The organism is Paraburkholderia phenazinium (assembly GCF_900100735.1).
In the GTDB taxonomy this organism is placed as follows: Bacteria; Pseudomonadota; Gammaproteobacteria; order Burkholderiales; family Burkholderiaceae; genus Paraburkholderia; species Paraburkholderia phenazinia.
Window position 1 is genome coordinate 346,514 of record NZ_FNCJ01000004.1, and the last position, 14,060, is coordinate 360,573.

Genomic DNA, 14,060 nt, shown 5'->3' on the forward strand with positions numbered 1-14,060 from the left:
CGAGGCGGCGAGTGTGGGAAAATGCGACATTTGCCTTACAAGAGCTGTCCTTCCCGTCATGGAACCCCTGTTTGAGAGCGCCTACGCGGCGCATCGTGACGGCCGCCTCGACGATGCCGAGCGCGGCTACCGCGCCACGCTGGATGTCGATCCCGCGCACGTCGACGCGCTGCATCTGTTGGGCGTGCTGCGTCATCAGCTCGGCCAGCATGCCGAAGCGGCCGACCTCGTCGGCCGCGCGGTCGACCTGCGTCCGCAGGATGCCGCGCTGCAGTTGAATCTCGGCAACGCGCTCAAGGCACTGGGCCAGCTCGACGGGGCCATCGAGCGTTTTCGCAACGCCCTGACGCTGGCACCGGCGTTTCCGCTGGCGCACTACAACCTGGGCAACGCGTACGCGCTGGCGGGTCGCCACGAAGACGCCGCCGACGCGTTCCAGAAGTCGTTGCGCCTGCAACCGAATAACGCGTCGACGCACAACAACCTCGGCAACGCGCTGCACGCGCTCGGCCGCCACGAAGAAGCGATCGCGTCGTTTCAGCGTGCGCTCGAACTGCAGCCGGGCCATGCGGGCGCGCACAACAACCTCGGCATGGCGCTCAATGCGCTCGGCAAGGCCGACGAGGCGATCGCGCAGTTCAGTGCGGCAATTTCCGCGCAACCGCGCTTTGTCGCTGCGCACTTCAATCTCGCCAATACGCTGGACGCAACCGGCCAGCACGAAAAGGCGCTCGGCGCATTCGAAGTGGTGCTATCGCTGCAGCCGCAATTTCCGCCCGCGCTATTCGGTCTGGGCAATGCGCTCGCGGCGTTGGGGCGTCACCGTGAAGCGCTGCCGCGTTTTGAACTCGTGGTGGGCCTCGATCCGAAATTCGCCCTGGCCTGGCTCAGTCTTGGCACCGCGCACCACGCGCTCGGCGCCCACGAGGCGGCCGTGCGTGCCTTCGATCAGGCGTTACGGCTGCGGCCCGATCTCGCCTCCGCGCATATGAACCGGGCGCTCGCCTGGCTCACGCTAGGCGATTTCACGCGCGGGCTGCCCGAATACGAATGGCGCCTGAAAACCATGGCCCAGCGTGACACGCAGACGCTGCCGCGCTGGCAAGGCGAGCCGATCGAGCAAAGCACCCTCTTCGTGCACGCCGAACAGGGCTTCGGCGACACGCTGCAATTCGTGCGCTTCGTGCCTCTTGTCGCCCAGCGTGCGGCACGCGTCGTACTCGAGGTACAGCCGCAACTCGTGCCGATTCTCGCGCCTGCCGCGCTCGAGTGGCGCGTCACGCTAATCGCGCAAGGCACCCCGCGTCCCTCGGCGGATCTGCAATGCCCGCTGCTGAGCCTGCCGCTTGCGCTCGGCACCGATCTCGAAACGATTCCCACCCGCACGCCCTACCTCAGCGTGCCGCCAACTTACCGGCGCAAGTGGCGCGGCTCGCTTGGCGGCCATGCGAAGCGCAAGATCGGCCTCGCATGGTCCGGGCGCGTGCAGCAGCAGGAAAACCGCACGATGCCGCTCGCCGCGCTCGAACCGCTTTTCGCGCTGGAGGGTATCGACTGGATCATCCTGCAGCCGAATCTCAGCGCCGCGGAACGCGCGACGCTCGAGGCCCATCCGCGCGCCGGTTCGATTCATCGTTTCGACAAGCGGATCGACGATTTTGCCGACACCGCGGCGATCATCGAACGGCTCGATGCCGTCGTCTCGATCGACACTTCGATCGCCCATCTGACCGGCGCATTGCGCAAGCCGCTCTGGTTGATGCTGCCGTTTGCCGCCGACTGGCGCTGGTTTATCGGCGAATCGCGCAGCCCGTGGTATCCCGGCGCCCGCCTCGTGCGTCAGCCGAAACCTGGTGCATGGGCTGAGGTGGTGGAAAACGTCGCACGCGAGCTGCGCGACGCGTAAGAGGCCCGCAGGTTTTCAGATTCGCAGCGACGCTTGCGCGTCCTACGGTCTGCAACAGAAAACCCCCGCGCTCTTGCGAGCCGCGGGGGTTTTCATTTGAGCCTGCGACACCGTGTGCCGCTTGATCGTCAGGCCGTGCGGTACTGGTTGCGCGACTCCGGCGTGCGATACAGCACAAGCGTCGCAATCAAACCGCAGATTGCCGCGAGACCGAGCCACAGTCCAGGGGCAGCCTTGTTGCCGGTCGAATGGATCAGCAGCGTCGAAATGGCAGGCGTGAAGCCGCCAATCGTCGTAGCGAGACTGTAGGCCAGCGAGAAACCCGCAGTACGGACTTCGACCGGCATCACTTCGGTCAGCGCCACCACCATCGCGCCGTTATAGCTGGCGTACAGGAACGAGAGCCACAGTTCGACGGCGAGCAGGTGCACAAACGATGGGTCGGCCACCAGCCACTGCACCGCCGGATAGGCCGTGAGGATTGTCAGGATCGTGAACACCAGCAGCACTGGACGGCGCCCGATGCGATCCGACACGGCGCCGGACAGGGGCAGCCAGACCAGATTCGACAGGCCGATACAGACGGTGACCACCAGCGAGTCGATCGACGACAGCTTCAGCACTTCTTTGCCGAAGGTCGGCGTATAAGCCGTAATCATGTAGAACGACACGGTGGTCATGATCACCATGCCCATGCCGCCGAGCACGACGCCCCAGTTCTCGAGCATCGACTTCATGATTTCGCCCATGCTCGGACGATGCTTGCGGGCAGCAAACTCTTCGGTTTCCTGCAGCGAACGGCGGATCAGGAACAGGAACGGCACGATCAGACAGCCGATCAGGAACGGCACGCGCCAGCCCCACACGCTCATCTGCTCGACCGGCAGCAGTTGGTGCAGGAACACGCCGATCAACGCCGCGAACACGACGGCGACCTGCTGGCTGCCCGACTGCCATGAGCAGTAGAAGCCCTTGTTGCCCTTGGTCGCGATCTCCGACAGGTAGACGGACACGCCGCCGAGTTCCACACCCGCGGAGAAGCCCTGCAGCAGCCGGCCTAGCAGCACGAGAATCGGCGCGAGGATGCCGATTGTCGCGTAGCCAGGAATGGCCGCAACCGTCAACGTGCCGAGCGCCATCAGGCCCAGCGTCAGCATCAGGCCCTTGCGACGGCCGTGGTGGTCGATATACGCGCCGAGCACGATCGCGCCAAGCGGTCGCATCAGGAAACCCGCGCCGAATACCGACAGCGACAGCATCAGCGAAGCAAAGTCGCTACCCCCGGGGAAATAGGTCTTGGCGATCGCCGAGGCGTAGTAACCGTAGACCATGAAGTCGTACATCTCCAGAAAGTTGCCGCTGACGACGCGGAAAACTGTCCGGAATTTGGATTCGTTGGAAGATGCGTGAGACGCAGTAGACATGACACTCTCGAATTGGCCCGGTGCCGGATTGAGTCCAGCACGATTGGGCGGTTGACAACACTTCACCGCGTCGGCAAGCAGATACCACTGGCGAGGGAGAACCTGAAACGAATGCGCCGGGGGCGCTGCATTTTGATGCTGCCCGTATTACGCCGATATCAGGGTAAACCTAGGGGTCCCGGCGTCCCCCCCATGCCAAGCCGAATGTTACCGTTCCTGACGCGAGCGTGCAGTCAAGATGGACACTGATCGCGCCCCTTGGCACGGCTCGCAGTACACTTCGAGACTGACCCTTACGTAACGCTCCAACTGATGTCCACCGCCAGTGCTCTTTTGTTGCGCCCCGCAACGCCCGCCGATGCTGGTCTGATCGCCGCGATCCATTCCAGCAGTTGGCAGGCCACCTACCGCGGTCTGCTGCCCGACGACTTTCTCGACGGCGAAGTCACTCGTGAGCGCGCCGCTTACTGGCAAGCGCGCCTGAACGCGCCCGGCGCCGACCGGCGCAGCGTGGTGATCGCTGAGCGTTCGGGCGAGCCAATCGGTTTTGTCTGCGTCGAGCAGCAACCGGACTCGGCCTGGGGCGTATTGCTCGACAACCTGCATGCGCTGCCCGGCCACCAGGGAATCGGCGTCGGCAAACTGCTGCTGCGCGCCGCCATCGACTGGACCGCCGCGCAAGGCGAAAACCAGCTTTATCTATATGTACTCGAGGGCAATACACCGGCGATCGGTTTCTACGAGCGTCAGGGCTGGCAGTTCGCGGGTGCGGAACCCGATCACATGGGCGGCGTGGATATCACTGCGCTGCGCTACGTGTACCGGCTGGACCGCCCGCGCGATACGAGCGGATCCTGACGCAGCCGACTTGCGCGCTTCCAGGCGCATAAGCAAACAGCCCGGCAATATACCGGGCTGTTTGCTTTTCGAACCACAAAAAGGATGACGGCCAGCCTAACGCGGCGCCGGCAAACCCGACTCGCTCTGGCGCTGTAGCTGCAGCACTTCGTTCTGCACCTGACGCAGTTGGACTTGGGCCTTTTCCTTCTCGGCGCGCAACGCGACTGCCTCGGTCTGTGTCTGGCGTTGATAGTCGTTGACCCTTGCCTGCTGCGTACGGGCCACATTCAGATCGGCCTGCAGGCGCTTTGCGCGGTCTTCCGACAGTGCGATGACATCTTCAATGAACGCCTTCTGCGCCTGCAACTGCGCGCGACGGATTTCCACCTCGGCCAGTTGTGCAGTCTGCTGCACGAAGCCGGCATAGACCGCCTCGGCACGGACATCGTCCTGTGACTTGATCACGCGCCAGAAATGCTTGTCTTGGAACAACGCTACGTAGTACGTCATTTCCTGCGGATAGAAAAACAGACTCGCCCCGTAGCTGCCGTTGTAGGTGGTGCGCAACTCCGTGAGTTGCGAGTCGTGAATCATTTGCATCAGTTCGGCAACATTGCCTTGCGCATCGCTGCCGGCGCCAACGCCCGAGGCGGGAGCGGCGACCGCTTGCAACGCAGCGGCTACCGGCTGCGGCGTGAGCGCATTCATGGCCGGACGGGTTCCGACGACCGGCACCGAATCCGCTGAACCGGCGCCCTCTCCTGCCAGCACGAGACCACCATGCTGCAGCAACGCACACGTGGTCGCGAGCAGCATTGCGCGCCGTACAGTTAAGAGGTACTTCATACGTGCATGCTCCATGCGAATTTCAAACAGCCGTGGATTATCGCGCGGATTTGCGCTTAAGCGAAGCGTTCCTGTGTCGTGCGACAACACTTTAAATCGAGATAGATAGTAATCTTAAGAATCCAGTAAATCGTTTTGCGAGTCGCGAAAAAAAGCGCCGCTTTATGCATGAAAAAAGAAAGGATAGCCCGTGCGGCACCGCGACGAAACCCCTATGCGATCCCTGACTATCGATTGTCTAACGGAGCGAATCGATCGAGACGATTGTTTCTCTAAACGTCAACTCAGCTGATTGACAGGTTTGCCATCTGGATTAGCTGATTATCTTGTTAATAACTTGCCCCCGGATGCGCAGCGCGCCGTTATCCCGGTGACACAGTCCGTACACGTAAAAAAACGGCTCCGTTCAAAAACGGAGCCGTCCTTGTGTGCCCTGCCAGTGCATCTATCGCGCACGACAACGCCGTGCGGCATGCGCGCGACTAAAAACGCGTTTCGCGCGCCACCCGCAGGAAGGTATCGAGCAGCGGCGTGCAATCAAGCAACTCCGGGCCGCCCGCGCGATGAAACTCCGGGTGCCACTGCACGCCCATCACGAACGGCGCGCGTCGATAGCGGACCGCTTCGATGATGCCGTCCGAGGCCGACACCGCTTCGATATTGAGATCCCGCCCGAGTGTCTTGACCGCCTGGTGGTGAATCGAATTGACGATCGCGTCGCGCCGGCCAGGAAACATGTTGGCGAGCGTCGAGCCGTCCGGAAAATGAATGCCGTGACGGTGCTGGTCATAGTGCTCATTGACGTGAACGCCGGCGGTCGGCACATCCGTGGCGATATCCTGGTAAAGCGTGCCGCCGAACGCCACGTTGATCAACTGACAGCCGCGGCAGACCCCGAGCACCGGTTTGCCCGACTCGATGAATTCATGCAGCAGTTCCAGTTCATACATGTCGCGCACGCGGTCACCGGGCCATTCGGGGCTTGTCGCCTGTTCGGCGTAGGACTGCGGCGACACATCCGCGCCACCCTGTAGGAGCAAGCCGTCGAGATGCTTCGCGTAATCGCGCAGGCGGATATTGCTTGGATGCAGCATGCCCTCGTGGCCAACTGTCGGAATCATGAACACCAGCACGTCGCGTGACATCACCCAGTGCGCAATCGATTCCTCGAGATACTGCAGCGTCTTGCCGCGCAAGCCTTTCGCGCCCGGCTCCGGGTGGAAGATCCGCGCCGACACGCCGATGCGCAAGGTCCGCTGGGTGATCCGTTGACCAGCCCGGTCGAAGATGCGCCGGGCCCGCGCCGCGATGACGCGGCCGAACACCGACCAGGCCGAGTCGGTCTGCTTCAGATAGCGCGGCGGTGAAGGCGGCAGCGCGTTGGGCGGGGGCGGGTTCGAGGCGCTGAAGTCGGGTGCCGCGCCGAATCCGGGCGGCGGCGAACCGGCTGCGCCACGCGCATCGGGCGCCGCGGTAGAAGCGCTCGCGGCGGCTGGCTTCGCAGCCGTAGCATCCGTTGCCCCCGGGGTTGCCGAAGCGGAAGCCGAGCCCGATGCCGAAGCCGCTTGCGTGGCACCAGACTTTGCCTGCGCAGCGTCACGTTGCTGATGCACCGCGGCCTCCTGCCTGGCGGTCGAAGCCGCAGCAGAGGCGCGTGCTTCGGCAGCGTCGCGTTGCTGCGCCGAGGCTGGGTCCGTGGGCGTGACAGCCGATGCGCTGATAGGGTCGTCGGTCGAGGAGCGCGCGGCCGCCTCTTCCGCCGCCGGCGTAGGCGCCGCGGCCTGAGGAGGCGTTGAGGGAGATGAATCAGGCGGCAAATCTTTGAGCGGCGACTGGATGGCATCCTCGTGTGAGGGTGGCAACCCGGCCTTCGGAGATGCCGGCGCCGTCTCAGGCTGCGATACTTCAGACGTTGCGATGTCGGGCTTCGAAACCTCAGCCGGCGTGCCGGACGGGGATGGGGTGCCGGGCGTACCGGCATTCTCGGGCTTGTTTTCGCTCATGACTGTCGGACGGGCGCCTTCCACGCGAACGGATGGATATGGATTGATTATCCGCTACCGGGCGATGGGCAGCAAACCTGCACACAATTGCTCACATTGTTACCCCTCGCAGATCAATCCGCGCCAATCCACACTAATCCAGGCGCTAGCCGCCTTCACTCATGGATCGGGCTGCTCATCGAAGGTTTCGCGCAGGGCGATCTGCAGCGTCGCGTGGATCTTGACGCACCAGCGCCACAGCAGCGTCATTAATAGAGCGGCGCACACCAGCACCACGACGAGCAGTCCGGTGGGCGGCAGAATGCCCCCGGAGAGCGCTGCCAGCAGCAGAAACACCCCTACCATCGAGACCACCGGCACGAGGTCTGAAATCGCAGAACGGATCGTACGCGTAAAGCGTCCGGCCTTCGCCGGCTGCACGCTCAGTTCGGCGAGCAGCAGCGCGAGCGATTTGGTCTTGCGATACACGGCGACCAGAAATGGCATTGAGAAAAGCAAGGCCACGCTCCACAGCACCACGCGTTGCAGGGGTTCGGAGGGCAGCCAATGGGCGAGCAGCGTGCTTGCGTAAGGCGCACCGTACGATACGGCCAGAAAGATCGCCACCACCAGCGCCAGATTCACCGCAATCTGCAGGACGATCCGGCGCGTGATGCCGAATAGCGTCGGCCCGCCGCTGGCAGGCCGCAAGCTGCCGAGCCACTGCGAATACATCCCAAACACATTGGCAACGGTACGCGGCATCGCGTGGCCGAGCCGCTGCGTAAGCGGGTCGGCGGCGCGGATCAGGTACGGCGTGAAGAGCGTCGTCAGCGCAGACACCGCCACCGCAATCGGATACAGGAATGCGCTCGTCACCTTCAGCGTGAGGCCGAGCGAGGCAATGATGAAAGAGAACTCGCCGATCTGCGACACCGTCATACCGACCCGCATCGCCGTACGCCCGTCCTTGCCGGCGAGAAAGGTGCCGAGACCGCACGAGACGATCTTGCCGGCGATCACGGCAACAGTAATGACCGCAATCGGCCACGCATAGTCGACCAGCACATGTGGATTGAGCATCAGACCGATCGTGACGAAGAAGATCGCCGAGAAGGCATCGCGCAGCGGTGCGATCAGATGTTCGATGCGATGCAGATGGCGCGACTCGGCCATGATCGCCCCGATCAGGAATGCGCCAAGCGCGATGCTGTAGTCGAGCTTCACGACCAGCAGACAGAAACCAAAGCAGAAGCCGAGCACCGACACGAGCAGCATCTCGTCGCTGCCCGAACGCGCTACGTAGTTCAGTGCACGCGGCACGACCAGAATGCCGACCACCAGCGACACCGTCATGAACAGCAGCAGCTTGCCGAGCGTGACGAGTGCGACACCCGCGCTCAACTCTCCGGTCTGTGCAATGCCGGACAGCAGCACCAGCATCGCAATGGCCAGGATGTCCTCGACGATCAGAATCCCGAACACCAGTTGCGCGAAATTCTCCCGCTTGAGACCCAACTCGGAGAGCGCCTTGACGATGATGGTGGTCGACGAGATGGCGAGGATCGCGCCGAGAAACAGTGAATCCATCGAATTCCAGCCGAACGCGCTGCCGATCTCGTAGCCGATCCACAGCATCAGCACAATCTCGGAAAGCGCCGCGACGATCGCCGTCGCGCCGACCTGAAACAGCTTGCGCAGGCTGAACTCCAGCCCGAGCGAAAACATCAGGAACACCACGCCGAGTTCGCCAAGCGTCTGGATGGTCTGCTCGTCGTGAATCAACTGAAACGGCGGCGTGTAAGGCCCGATGATCACACCCGCCGCGATATACCCGAGCACCACCGGCTGTTTCAGGCGATGGAACAGCACGGTGACGACGCCGGCCAGCGCCATGACCACCGCCAGGTCCTGAATGAAGCCGATTCCGTGGTGCATAGGCCGAGTTTCCTTACAAAAAGTAATATAAACGCCCAATAGTAACGCACCTTGGCGGCAGGCCAATTTCGCAGGTTCATCCGTGCCGGAATGTTTTTGACACGCTGGACTCTTGTGAAATATCACAATAATATCTATTGCATATTCAGACGATGGAGTGCAGCAATGACGCAGGTATCGTTCAACGTAATCGGCCGCGCGGGAGCCAGCGCCCCTTTTACGGTCGAGGTGGATCGCCTGGCCATCGCCGGCTGGGCGGGGCGCGACCGCGCCGCGATCGAGCACCACATTGCCGAGCTCGCCGAACTGGGCGTGAAGCGCCCCTCGACCACGCCCTGCTTCTACCGCCTCGGCGCGGAACTGCTGACGCAGGCCAAACAGATCGATGTCGTCGGCAATCATTCGAGCGGCGAGGCGGAGTGCGTGCTGGTGCAGTCCACGGCCGGCCTGCTGGTGACCGTCGGTTCGGACCACACTGATCGCCAGGTCGAGGCCTACGGCGTCACCGTCTCCAAGCAGGTGTGTCCCAAGCCGCTCGCCCGCGAGGCGTGGCGCTTCGACGACCTTGCGGGGCACTGGGACCAGTTGCAGTTGCGCGCCTTTGCGATCGCCGGCGGCGTGCGACGGGTCTATCAGCAAGGCAGCGTCGCTTCGTTGCTGGCGGCGGCCGATCTGCTCGAACGCGCACCGCTCGCCGCGGGCGCCGCCATGTTCTGCGGCACACTCGCGGTCGAAGGCGGCATCGTCGGCATGGCCGATGGCGACGCGCTCGAACTCGAACTGCATGACCCGGTGCTGAACCGCACCCTGCGCCACGCCTACCGCGTGCAGACCTTACCCATCGTCGAATGAGCCGCCCATGAGCCCTGCCCCGTCCCCAGCCATGCAGCCCGCCGCGGCTTCCGCCAGCACCGCTCAAGATGCCGCTATCGAAGCGGCCGCGCTGCGCAAGATCACCTGGCGCATCATGCCGTTCCTGTTCCTGGTGTACGTGCTGTCGTACCTGGACCGGGTCAACATCGGCTACGCGAAACTGCAGTTCACCAGCGATCTTGGGCTGTCGAACACGGCCTACGGACTCGGCGCAGGGATCTTCTTTTTCGGCTACTTCGTCTTCGAAGTCCCGAGCAACCTGCTGCTGAGGAAATTCGGCGCCCGCGCGACGATCGCCCGCATCACCATGCTATGGGGTGCGCTCTCCTGCCTGATGATGTTCGTGCGCTCGGAAACGATGTTCTACGTGTTGCGCTTCCTGCTCGGCTTGGCCGAAGCGGGGCTGGTGCCGGGCGTGGTGCTGTACCTGACGTTCTGGTTTCCGTCGGACCGGCGCGCCCGCATGGTCGCGGTGTTCATGGCGGCGATTCCGGTGGCCGGGATCATCGGTGCGCCGCTCTCGGGCTTCCTGATGTCGGCGCTGCATGAGGCGCATGGAATGCGCGGCTGGCAGTGGATGTTCCTGATCGAAGGTATTCCGTCGATCCTCGCCGGCTGCTGGGCGCTGGCGGTGCTGCGCAATACGCCCGCCGAAGCCGCCTGGCTTAGCGATGAGGAAAAGCGCGTCGTCCTCGCCAGGCTGGCGCGCGAAAACAGCGCGGCGGCCGCGGCCGGCGCCGAACACAACCTGCGGGCCGCGCTGTGCTCGGGGCGTTTCTGGCTGCTGACGCTGATTTACTTCTGCCTCGTCACCGGCAATGCGGGCTTCTCGTTCTGGCTGCCGCAGATCGTCAAGGATCTCGGCGTGACGAACCTCGTCAGCAATGGCTTTGTGACGGCGATTCCGTATCTGGCAGCCGGCATCGGCATGATCCTGATCGGCCGGTCCTCGGACATCACCGGCGAGCGGCGCTGGCACTATGCGGTGTGCTGCTTTATCGGCGCGGCGGGGTTGCTCGGCAGCGCTTCGGTGACGAACTCGATCCCGCTGGCGGTCACCGGCCTGTCGATTGCCTACGTCGGCATCCTCGCGGGCTTCGGCATCTTCTGGTCGATGTCGACGACCTTCCTGCAAGGCACTGCGGCCGTGGCCGGCATCGCCGTGATCAATTCGATCGCCAATCTGGCCGGCTACGTGAGCCCTTATGTGCTCGGCGTGGTCAAGGATGCGACGCATAGCGTGACCTTCGGCCTCGTGCTGATTGCCGGGGCGCTGATTGTCGGCGGCCTCGTGACGCTCTTGATGCCGCGGGTCAAGGCGCCGCACGGGGTGGCGGAGCTGGCGTGACGCTGCCGGCGGCCGGAAGCCTTGTTCTACAATGCGGGCGAATGAGTCTCACCCTTGGTTCTCAGCCGGCCCGCACGCCTTATTCATGACGCTTTCGCAAACTTCCCGCACTCCCACGGCCGCCCGGCAAAACGGGGCGAGCCTCGCCGAGCAGGCCTATGAATTCGTCAAGCGCGAAATCATCACCATGCGTTTGCGCCCGAGCGAGGTGCTCAACGAAGCCGAACTGATGGCGCTGACCGGCATCGGCCGCACCCCTGTGCATCAGGCGCTGCACCGGCTCGTCCACGAAGGCATGCTGACGATCATGCCGCGCAAGGGCATCATGGTGCGCCCGGTCTCGCTCGACGACGTGCTCGCCATCATCGACGTGCGTCTGATCAACGAAGGCCATTGCGTCGAACTGGCGGCGCGCCACGCACAGGCGCACGATTACGAAGTGATGGAAGCGCTGCTCGAGCGCTCGAAGGTCTGCGTCGCGGCGCATGATGTGGAAGGCATGATGGAGATCGACCGCGAATTCCACCTGGCGATTTCGGCGGCCTCGCGCAATCCGGTACTGGCCGACATCCTGCGCGGGTTGCATGAGCGTTCGCTGCGTTTCTGGTTTATCTCGCTGTCCGAGCCACATCATCTCGAGGACGTCCACGAGGAACACCTCGAACTGTTTCACTTGCTGCGCGAGCGCGATGCCGAGGGCGCCCGCCAGTCGGTGCAGCGCCATATCGAAGCGTTTCGCGCGACCCTGTTCAACCGGATCTAGCCGGATTCAAGCGCGGATCCAGGCGCAGATTTAATCGAATTTGCATCGCCCCTAACCGGACCCGAACGACCATGGCCACTGAATTCATGCCCTTTCCGCCGCTCGCCCAACTCGCCGCCGATCTGGCCGCGGGCCGCACCACCAGCCGCAAGCTGGTCGAAATCGCGCTCGAACGCATTGCCGATCCGGCCGGCCAGGGCTCGACCGTCTTCATGCATGTCGATGCCGAGAGCGCCCGCGCCGCCGCCGACGGCCACGACCGCCTGCGCGCCGCCGGCGCGGTGCTCTCGCCGCTCGCCGGTATCCCGGTGTCGGTCAAGGACCTGTTCGACATCGAAGGCCAGGTGACGCGCGCCGGTTCGCGCGCGCTCGCCGAAGCGCCGCCCGCCACCGCCGATGCCGTCGCCGTGGCCCGCCTGAAGCGTGCGGGCGCGGTGATCGTCGGGCGCACCAATATGAGCGAGTTCGCGTTTTCCGGGCTCGGGCTGAACCCTCACTACGGCCATCCGCTGTCGCCGTATCAGCGCGGCGTCAAAGGCGACGAACGGATTTCGGGCGGCTCGTCCTCGGGCGCGGCGGCGTCGGTGGCCGACGGCATGGCGGCCGTTGCGCTCGGTACCGACACCGGCGGCTCGATCCGCATCCCCGCCGCGCTTTGCGGCCTGACCGGCTTCAAGCCGACTGCCGACCGGATCCCGAAGCAAGGCGGCGTGCCGCTCTCGCCGACGCTCGATTCGTTCGGGCCGATCGGCGTCTCGGTGGCCTGCTGCGCGTTGGTCGACCGCATGCTGGCCGGGCTGGAGCCACGCATCCCGGCGGTGCGCCCGCTGGAAGGCGTACGGCTCGGCGTGCTCACCCACTACGTGACGGACGGCGTCGAGCCGGCCGTAGCCGCCGCCATCGACATAGCGCTCAAGCATCTGGAAGCCGCCGGCGCGATTGTCAGCGAAGTGCGTTTTGCGCCGCTGGATCGCCTGCCGGAGATCAACCGGTTCGGCCTTTCGCCGATCGAGGCCTATGCGTGGCACCGTCCGCTGCTGGAAAAGCATCGCGACCAATACGACCCACGCGTGCTGGCCCGCATCCTCAAGGGCCAGCCGGCCAGCGCCGCCGATTATCTCGACCTGGTGGCCGAGCGCGCCGCGCTGCTGGAGGCCGCCCGCAACACGCTCTGGCAACGCTTCGACGCCATCGTCGCGCCGACGGTGCCGGTCCTGCCGCCGCGCGTGGCGGACCTCGTGGATGACGACGACGCCTTCGGCCGCACCAATGCCTTGATCCTGCGCAATCCGAGCGCCTTTAACTTCCTCGACGCCTGTGCGCTGTCGCTGCCCTGCCATCGGCGCGGCGACGCACCGGTCGGGCTGATGCTGGCGGGCGCGCCGCACGGCGACGACGCGCTGCTGGCAATCGGCCGCGCCGCCGAAGCGGTGCTCAACTCAATTCGTTAGACGAGAAACAGGCAGGCGGTGTTCGCGCTAGAATCGCGGGCAGCCGCCCTGCGGATTTCCGACTCTCGACCGCCACATGATCCATGAATAACGACAATGCGATGCTGCGCCGCGAGCGCACCCTGCTGGTTCTGCTTGCCCTGATCTGCGTTGCGCTGGTTGCCGGCGCGTTGTACATGCAATATGGCCTGCGCGAAGACCCCTGCCCGCTGTGCATCCTGCAGCGTTATTTCTTCCTGCTGATCGCAATTTTTGCGTTCCTCGGCGCGCGTTTCAATAGCTGGCGCGGCGTCAGGTTGCTCGAAACGCTGGCGGCCATCTCGGCGTTGGCCGGAATCGTGACGGCGGCAAGGCATGTTTACGTGCAGGCCAATCCGGGCTTTAGCTGCGGCTTCGATGCGCTGCAACCGGTAGTCGACAGCCTGCCGCCGGCTCACTGGCTGCCGGGCGTGTTCAAGGTCGCGGGGCTGTGCGAAACGGCTTATCCGCCGATTTTCGGCATTTCGCTGCCGGGTTGGTCGCTGATCGCCTTTATCGTGGCGTTCGTGCCGCTGGCGCTGAGCCTCGTGCGCAACCGCCGCCGGATTGCCTGAGTTCGGCGCGCGGCTGAACGGTTCTGGGTGGGGGCGCCGCGTCGGCCCCTCACTGCTCATTTTGCTCATTTCGAGACGCAGCAGCCTAAATACGAG

Annotated in this window: 11 protein-coding genes; 7 read left to right on the plus strand and 4 right to left on the minus strand. The window is 64.1% G+C overall.

All coding sequences use genetic code 11. The annotated features are described in order from the left end of the window. The first annotated feature begins 58 nt into the window (after positions 1 to 58). The gene (locus BLQ92_RS11940) at positions 59 to 1,906 is read left to right on the plus strand and encodes a tetratricopeptide repeat protein (RefSeq protein ID WP_090684567.1); all 1,848 of its coding nucleotides are present in this window, start codon (positions 59 to 61) and stop codon (positions 1,904 to 1,906) included. A 128-nt stretch (positions 1,907 to 2,034) separates the two neighbouring features. Here the strand turns inward: BLQ92_RS11940 and tcuC are convergent, their stop codons facing one another. Continuing rightward, positions 2,035 to 3,330 (minus strand): MFS transporter, encoded by a 1,296-nt coding sequence (tcuC, locus tag BLQ92_RS11945; RefSeq protein ID WP_090684569.1) that lies wholly within the window; start codon positions 3,328 to 3,330, stop codon positions 2,035 to 2,037. A 312-nt stretch (positions 3,331 to 3,642) separates the two neighbouring features. On the opposite strand from tcuC, the gene BLQ92_RS11950 reads away from it, so the two are divergent. Then, entirely contained in the window at positions 3,643 to 4,188 is a 546-nt protein-coding gene (locus tag BLQ92_RS11950; protein WP_090684572.1) for a GNAT family N-acetyltransferase, read from the plus strand. 96 nt (positions 4,189 to 4,284) lie between these two features. Here BLQ92_RS11950 and BLQ92_RS11955 read toward each other — a convergent pair whose 3' ends face one another. The 3 genes from BLQ92_RS11955 to BLQ92_RS11965 all read right to left on the minus strand — a co-directional run bounded on the left by BLQ92_RS11955 (position 4,285) and on the right by BLQ92_RS11965 (position 8,936). After that, entirely contained in the window at positions 4,285 to 5,016 is a 732-nt protein-coding gene (locus BLQ92_RS11955) for a DUF2968 domain-containing protein (protein WP_090684574.1), read from the minus strand. A gap of 482 nt (positions 5,017 to 5,498) precedes the next feature. Then, positions 5,499 to 7,019 (minus strand): gamma-glutamyl-gamma-aminobutyrate hydrolase family protein, encoded by a 1,521-nt coding sequence (locus tag BLQ92_RS11960; protein WP_090684577.1) that lies wholly within the window; start codon positions 7,017 to 7,019, stop codon positions 5,499 to 5,501. A 159-nt stretch (positions 7,020 to 7,178) separates the two neighbouring features. Next, positions 7,179 to 8,936, minus strand: a complete 1,758-nt coding sequence (locus BLQ92_RS11965) for a cation:proton antiporter (protein WP_090684580.1) — start codon at positions 8,934 to 8,936, stop codon at positions 7,179 to 7,181. Positions 8,937 to 9,101: 165 nt separating this feature from the next. Here BLQ92_RS11965 and BLQ92_RS11970 point away from each other — a divergent pair, with 165 nt between their 5' ends. The 5 genes from BLQ92_RS11970 to BLQ92_RS11990 all read left to right on the plus strand — a co-directional run bounded on the left by BLQ92_RS11970 (position 9,102) and on the right by BLQ92_RS11990 (position 13,964). Continuing rightward, entirely contained in the window at positions 9,102 to 9,788 is a 687-nt protein-coding gene (locus BLQ92_RS11970) for a DUF2848 domain-containing protein (protein ID WP_090684583.1), read from the plus strand. Between the two features lie 7 nt (positions 9,789 to 9,795). Further along, positions 9,796 to 11,157: an MFS transporter gene (locus BLQ92_RS11975; RefSeq protein ID WP_244106181.1), complete on the plus strand. Its 1,362-nt coding sequence runs from the start codon at positions 9,796 to 9,798 to the stop codon at positions 11,155 to 11,157. Between the two features lie 85 nt (positions 11,158 to 11,242). Beyond that, on the plus strand, positions 11,243 to 11,920 hold the full coding sequence (locus BLQ92_RS11980) for a GntR family transcriptional regulator (protein WP_090684590.1): 678 nt from the start codon (positions 11,243 to 11,245) through the stop codon (positions 11,918 to 11,920). Between the two features lie 71 nt (positions 11,921 to 11,991). Next, positions 11,992 to 13,371, plus strand: coding sequence for an amidase (locus tag BLQ92_RS11985; protein WP_090684592.1), 1,380 nt, complete (start codon positions 11,992 to 11,994; stop codon positions 13,369 to 13,371). Positions 13,372 to 13,454: 83 nt separating this feature from the next. Beyond that, entirely contained in the window at positions 13,455 to 13,964 is a 510-nt protein-coding gene (locus BLQ92_RS11990; protein ID WP_090684595.1) for a disulfide bond formation protein B, read from the plus strand. Positions 13,965 to 14,060 lie beyond the last annotated feature (96 nt).

Bases quoted from the DNA above. Each gene is read 5' to 3' on its own strand.
- BLQ92_RS11985 (WP_090684592.1), top strand. From the start codon at position 11,992: ATGGCCACTGAATTCATGCCCTTTCCGCCGCTCGCCCAACTCGCCGCC.
- BLQ92_RS11975 (WP_244106181.1), top strand. From the start codon at position 9,796: ATGAGCCCTGCCCCGTCCCCAGCCATGCAGCCCGCCGCGGCTTCCGCC.
- BLQ92_RS11965 (WP_090684580.1), bottom strand. From the start codon at position 8,936: ATGCACCACGGAATCGGCTTCATTCAGGACCTGGCGGTGGTCATGGCG.
- BLQ92_RS11980 (WP_090684590.1), top strand. From the start codon at position 11,243: ATGACGCTTTCGCAAACTTCCCGCACTCCCACGGCCGCCCGGCAAAAC.
- BLQ92_RS11990 (WP_090684595.1), top strand. From the start codon at position 13,455: ATGAATAACGACAATGCGATGCTGCGCCGCGAGCGCACCCTGCTGGTT.
- BLQ92_RS11970 (WP_090684583.1), top strand. From the start codon at position 9,102: ATGACGCAGGTATCGTTCAACGTAATCGGCCGCGCGGGAGCCAGCGCC.
- BLQ92_RS11955 (WP_090684574.1), bottom strand. From the start codon at position 5,016: ATGAAGTACCTCTTAACTGTACGGCGCGCAATGCTGCTCGCGACCACG.
- BLQ92_RS11960 (WP_090684577.1), bottom strand. From the start codon at position 7,019: ATGAGCGAAAACAAGCCCGAGAATGCCGGTACGCCCGGCACCCCATCC.
- BLQ92_RS11950 (WP_090684572.1), top strand. From the start codon at position 3,643: ATGTCCACCGCCAGTGCTCTTTTGTTGCGCCCCGCAACGCCCGCCGAT.
- tcuC (WP_090684569.1), bottom strand. From the start codon at position 3,330: ATGTCTACTGCGTCTCACGCATCTTCCAACGAATCCAAATTCCGGACA.
- BLQ92_RS11940 (WP_090684567.1), top strand. From the start codon at position 59: ATGGAACCCCTGTTTGAGAGCGCCTACGCGGCGCATCGTGACGGCCGC.